Annotated in this window: 4 protein-coding genes; all 4 read right to left on the bottom strand. The window is 36.4% G+C overall.

Annotated elements, in window-relative coordinates; genetic code table 11:
• The coding region (locus ACJML3_RS05955; protein ID WP_406021484.1) for a hypothetical protein at nt 1–746 on the bottom strand (746 nt) is incomplete at its 3' end.
• A 17-nt stretch (nt 747–763) separates the two neighbouring features.
• Nucleotides 764–1,636 (bottom strand): PHP domain-containing protein, encoded by an 873-nt coding sequence (locus ACJML3_RS05950; RefSeq protein WP_406021482.1) that lies wholly within the window; start codon nt 1,634–1,636, stop codon nt 764–766.
• Nucleotides 1,637–1,648: 12 nt separating this feature from the next.
• Nucleotides 1,649–3,520 (bottom strand): ATP-binding cassette domain-containing protein, encoded by a 1,872-nt coding sequence (locus tag ACJML3_RS05945; RefSeq protein WP_406021480.1) that lies wholly within the window; start codon nt 3,518–3,520, stop codon nt 1,649–1,651.
• On the bottom strand, nt 3,520–4,732 hold a 1,213-nt coding region (locus ACJML3_RS05940; RefSeq protein WP_406021478.1), incomplete at its 5' end, for a class I SAM-dependent methyltransferase. The genes ACJML3_RS05940 and ACJML3_RS05945, both read right to left, overlap by 1 nt.

Raw genomic sequence — 4,732 nt, 5'->3', positions numbered from 1 at the left:
AATGATTCATCTGTATTGTTAATGCCGGTAGCTATTAAATTAAGATCGGTAAATTTCAAATTTGATAAGCTAAGATTATCAGCACTAAGATTTATTGAATCAAAACGCTCTAGTCTGTCAAAACCGCAAAAACCAAGGTTTAACTCAATCTTTTTTGCACTAAAATCTGCAAAAAACAAATCTGATGAATTTACATATGCACTTATGTTTTTACTCAAAGATGCATTAACCAAAGCTTCAAATGTTAATTTCTTTTTATTTGATTTATAAGGTGCATTAAATAATACATCTACTTGAGCACCTTTAAGGATACCTGCACTTCCTTTAATAGAGCTTTTTGATGAGGTTAGCTTTATGCTTCTATCAATACTCTGACCTAAGAAATCTTCTAATACATCGTCAAATAATTTGAAAACAGTTGAATTTACAGCACTTGTATCAGCAAAAAATTCTGCATTTACAAATCCTATTGAAAAATTAACAGGGGTCTTTTTTACTGATTTATCAATCTTTAGGGAAATATAACCATTTTCAGTGAATAAGGATGATTTTTCACTTGTATAGGAGAGCTCAAATATATCATCAACATTCTTTGTATTTGTTTGAACATTCAAACCTTTTTTTACATATTGGTCAATATTCTTAAGACCATATCTTATAGCATATCCTGTTGCATAAACGCCTGCAAAGTACAGTGCCACTATAAAAAGCGTAAGGATGCTGATCCACTTTAAAGATCGCTTCATAAGGCTCTCCTTATAAATTATGAGTTTTCTTCTGGAAAATTATAAGGCTTTGCTAAAGGATGTTCCCATACCTTCTTAACAAAATCAGGAATTATTAGATTATATCCAAGCTCTCTGTATGCACCTTCAACATGAAAATCACTGCCAAGAGATGCAAGAAGAGAATACTTTTCACAAAGTTTTGCAATAAAATCTCTGTCAGATGGGCTCATCTGACTTGAACCAACTTCCATTGCAACACCGCCACATGACTTAAAATACTCAATTAACTCTCTTAACTTTGTATTTGTCATCTGATAGCGTCTTGGGTGAGCTAAAACAGGGACACCATTTGATTCAAGAATAGCCTTTACAGCTACACTTACATCAGGCCATTGTGTCTTTACATAGCAGCTCTTTCCTTTTTTAAGATAAACTGAAAAAGCCTCATCAGTATTTTGTGCTCTTCCCATTTCAACAATATATCGAGCATAGTTGCCACGTGTTATAGATGCACCAGGAGCTGCCCTTTTCTTACACTCTTCATAAGCATTTTTAAAGCCCTGCTTTTCAAGTTTTTCGCCAATGGCTACAGCTCTTTCAATTCTCTTTATCTTCTGATTTTTAAGATACTCTTTTAATGCAGGAGATTGTGTATCTAAAAATAAACCTACAATGTGGATCTGCTCATTATTGAATAATGCTGACAGCTCAGCACCTTCAATAAGTGTAAGCAATCCTTTTGCAGCTTCCTTAGCCTCTTTTATTCCATCCACGCAATCATGATCAGTTAGTGCAAGATGAGTAATTCCTCTCTCGTGTGCTCTTTGAACAAGCTGCGTAGGTGTAAGAGCACCATCAGAGGCATTTGAGTGTGTATGTAAATCAAATTTTGAAAAAAATGCAGCCATTTTTACTCCTGTCTACTGTGCATTCAGAAGTTCTAACTCTTCCCATCTTGAATAAAGCTCATCAAGCTTACTCTGAAGTGTTGCTCTCTTTTCGTTGAGTTCTCTTGCCTTTTGACCACCATCAGAATATGTATCAGGATTATTGAGCTCTTCATCAAGTATACTAATCTCTTCTTCTAGTTTTTCTACTTTCAAAGGGAGCTGTTCAAGTTCATGCTTTTGCGTAAAGGAAAGTCCTGATTTACTGCTCTTTTCCTTTTTTTCATTTTCCTTTTTCTGAACTGTCTGTGCTTTCTTAACAGTATCTTCCTTTTTAATTCTCTGATAATAGGCAAGCACATCTGACCAGCCACCTACAACAGATTCGATATGCCCTTCACCATCAAATACCCATGTTTCTGTAGCTATCTTATCAAGGAATGCTCTGTCATGAGAGATAACAATAACAGTTCCTTCATAAGAAGAAATCAGATCTTCAAGTAAGTCTAGTGTTTCTAGATCAAGATCGTTTGTAGGCTCATCCATAATGAGCACGTTTGATGACTTTGCAAAAAGTCTTGCAAGCAGCAGACGGTTCTTCTCACCACCTGATAATACCTTAACAGGTGATCTCGCTCTACGGCCTGTGAAGAGGAAATTTGCAAGATATGAAATCACATGCTTGTTTTTTCCGTTTATACAAACCTCAGTATGACCATCAGCTACGTTGTCAGCGACAGATTTTTCAAGATCAAGAGCTTCATGATACTGATCAAAATACTGAACTGCTACATTTACACCAACTCTTAACTTTCCAGTCTTTGGTTTTATCTGTTCGAGCAATGCCTTTATAAGTGTGGTTTTTCCAGCGCCATTAGGACCTGTAATGCCGATTCTGTCTTTTCTCATTACAGTTGCAGAGAAATTCTCAACAACATTCTTGTCATTAAAGCCAAGAGTAATGTCTTTTATTTCATATACAAGATTGCCTGAGCGTTCAGATACATTAGCTTCCATAATCACATTGCCCATGCGATCACGTCTGTTAGCTCTGATTTCTCTTAGTTGCATGAGGTCTCGAACGCGGCCTTCATTTCTTGCAAGTCTTGCTTTTACACCGCGTCTAATCCATGCTTCTTCTTGTGCTAGATTTCTGTCAAACTCAATGTTTGCAAGCTCTTCTTTTCTAAGTCTTTCATCTCTAAGCTCAATATAGCGGTTAAATGAACCTGGATATGAATACAGCTTACCTCTATCAAGCTCAACTATTCTCGATGCAAGATTGTCAGCAAAGATTCTGTCATGGGTTACAAAGATGATTGTACCCTTAAAATTCTTGATTTCTTCTTCAAACCAGGAGATTGATTCAATATCAAGATGGTTTGTAGGTTCATCTAAAAGAAGTAATTGAGGCTGACAAACTAAAGCTGCAGCTAAAGCAGCCTTTCTTCTGTTACCGCCAGAAAGACTTTTTAATGGGGTATCTGGATTTAATCCGATTCTGTTTAGTACCTTCTTTACAGTAGCATCAACAACAAAACCATCGTGCTTTTCAAGAAACTCTGAAAGCTCTGTTAGTCTTTTAGGATCAGTACAGGTATAAAATTCTGCAAGCGCCAATCCAACAACAGGATATGAAGATGCTGCAAGTGTATAGGCACAGCCACTTTCATAAGCAGGAGGATCCTGACACAATGATGCGATTTTAAGTCCTGACTGAACGATAATTCTTCCTGAATCAAGCTCTCTTTTGCCCTCAATGACGCTTAAAAGAGTGGACTTTCCTGTACCATTTCTGCCAACTAGACAGATCCTTTCACCTTCCTCAACTGCAAAAGTGGCACCTTCAAAAACTCTGTCGGCCCCATTGTTTAAATATGCATCAATTATAGAAACTAAAGCCATTAGATATCCTTAACTCCGTCAGGACCGAAAACTCTTGGCTTTCTTCTAGGTGCACTCTGTCTGTCAGATGGCTTTTTAAAATCCTTTTTAAAGCTCTGTCTGTCAGAATTTGATCTAAATGTTCTTGAATTTACACTCTTTGCAGCACTACCCCATACACGATTTGTTCTTTCATTTGAAAAATCGTCATCTCTTGATGTTTTAGTTGTATTTGAATAGCTGTGATATGTGCTCTTTGGTTTTTCATTTAAAGTCTTCTGCCACTTTGGAGCTGACTTTACGCTAACCATAGGAGCAATCTCTTTTTGCTGCTTTTCTTTTGAATAAACAAGAGTGAAGCAAGAATGGATCTTTTCATTACGCTTAAAGTCACGTGGTAGTGTTGCCTTTGAAATATCATTAATTTCAAAGCCATACTCTAATAAAGATTCTTCATCTAACTTAAAGCCTCTGTGATTTGTACAGAAAATAACCTTTCCGCCATCTTTTAAGTGTCTTATAAGATTTGACAGTAAAGCTACATGATCTCTTTTTACATCAAAGCTTGTTTCCATACGCTTTGAATTTGAGAAGGTTGGAGGATCAATATAGATTAAATCAAACAAACGTCCCTGATCACTTGACAGCCATGATAAACAGTCAGCCTGAATAAACTCACTGTTTTCAAGTGATAAGGCATTCTGTTTGAAGTTTTCTATTCCCCACTCAAGATATGTCTTTGACATATCAACACTTACAGTTGATTTAGCTCCGCCAAGTGCTGCAGCAACAGATGCAGTACATGTGTATGAGAACAGATTTAAAACATCCTTGCCCTTAGCTTCCTCTCTAATCATCTTTCTTATGATTCTGCTATCAAGGAACAGACCTGTATCAAGATAATCATATAGATTTACACGATAAAGAGCATTGTCCTCATTTACAACCATAAACTCATTTTTCTGTTCTTGAGCTTTTTCGTACTGGCTGTCACCTTTTTTAACTTCACGGCTCTTTAAAATTACTCTTTCGCCTTTAACACCTGTTACATCAACAGTTGCACTTACCATATCAAGTTCATGGCGTTTTGCAATAACAGGATTTACCTTAGCAGGAGCCTTATAAGCATAAATTACATAAAAACCATTGTAGTAATCTATTGCAGCTGAATATTCAGGTACATCGGCATCATATACACGATATGCATTTGTATTTACATTCTTTGCCCATTTT

Origin of the sequence: Succinivibrio sp., from assembly GCF_045124615.1 — a bacterium.
In the GTDB taxonomy this organism is placed as follows: domain Bacteria; phylum Pseudomonadota; class Gammaproteobacteria; order Enterobacterales; family Succinivibrionaceae; genus Succinivibrio; species Succinivibrio faecicola.
This window is presented reverse-complemented; position numbering and strand designations above follow the sequence as displayed.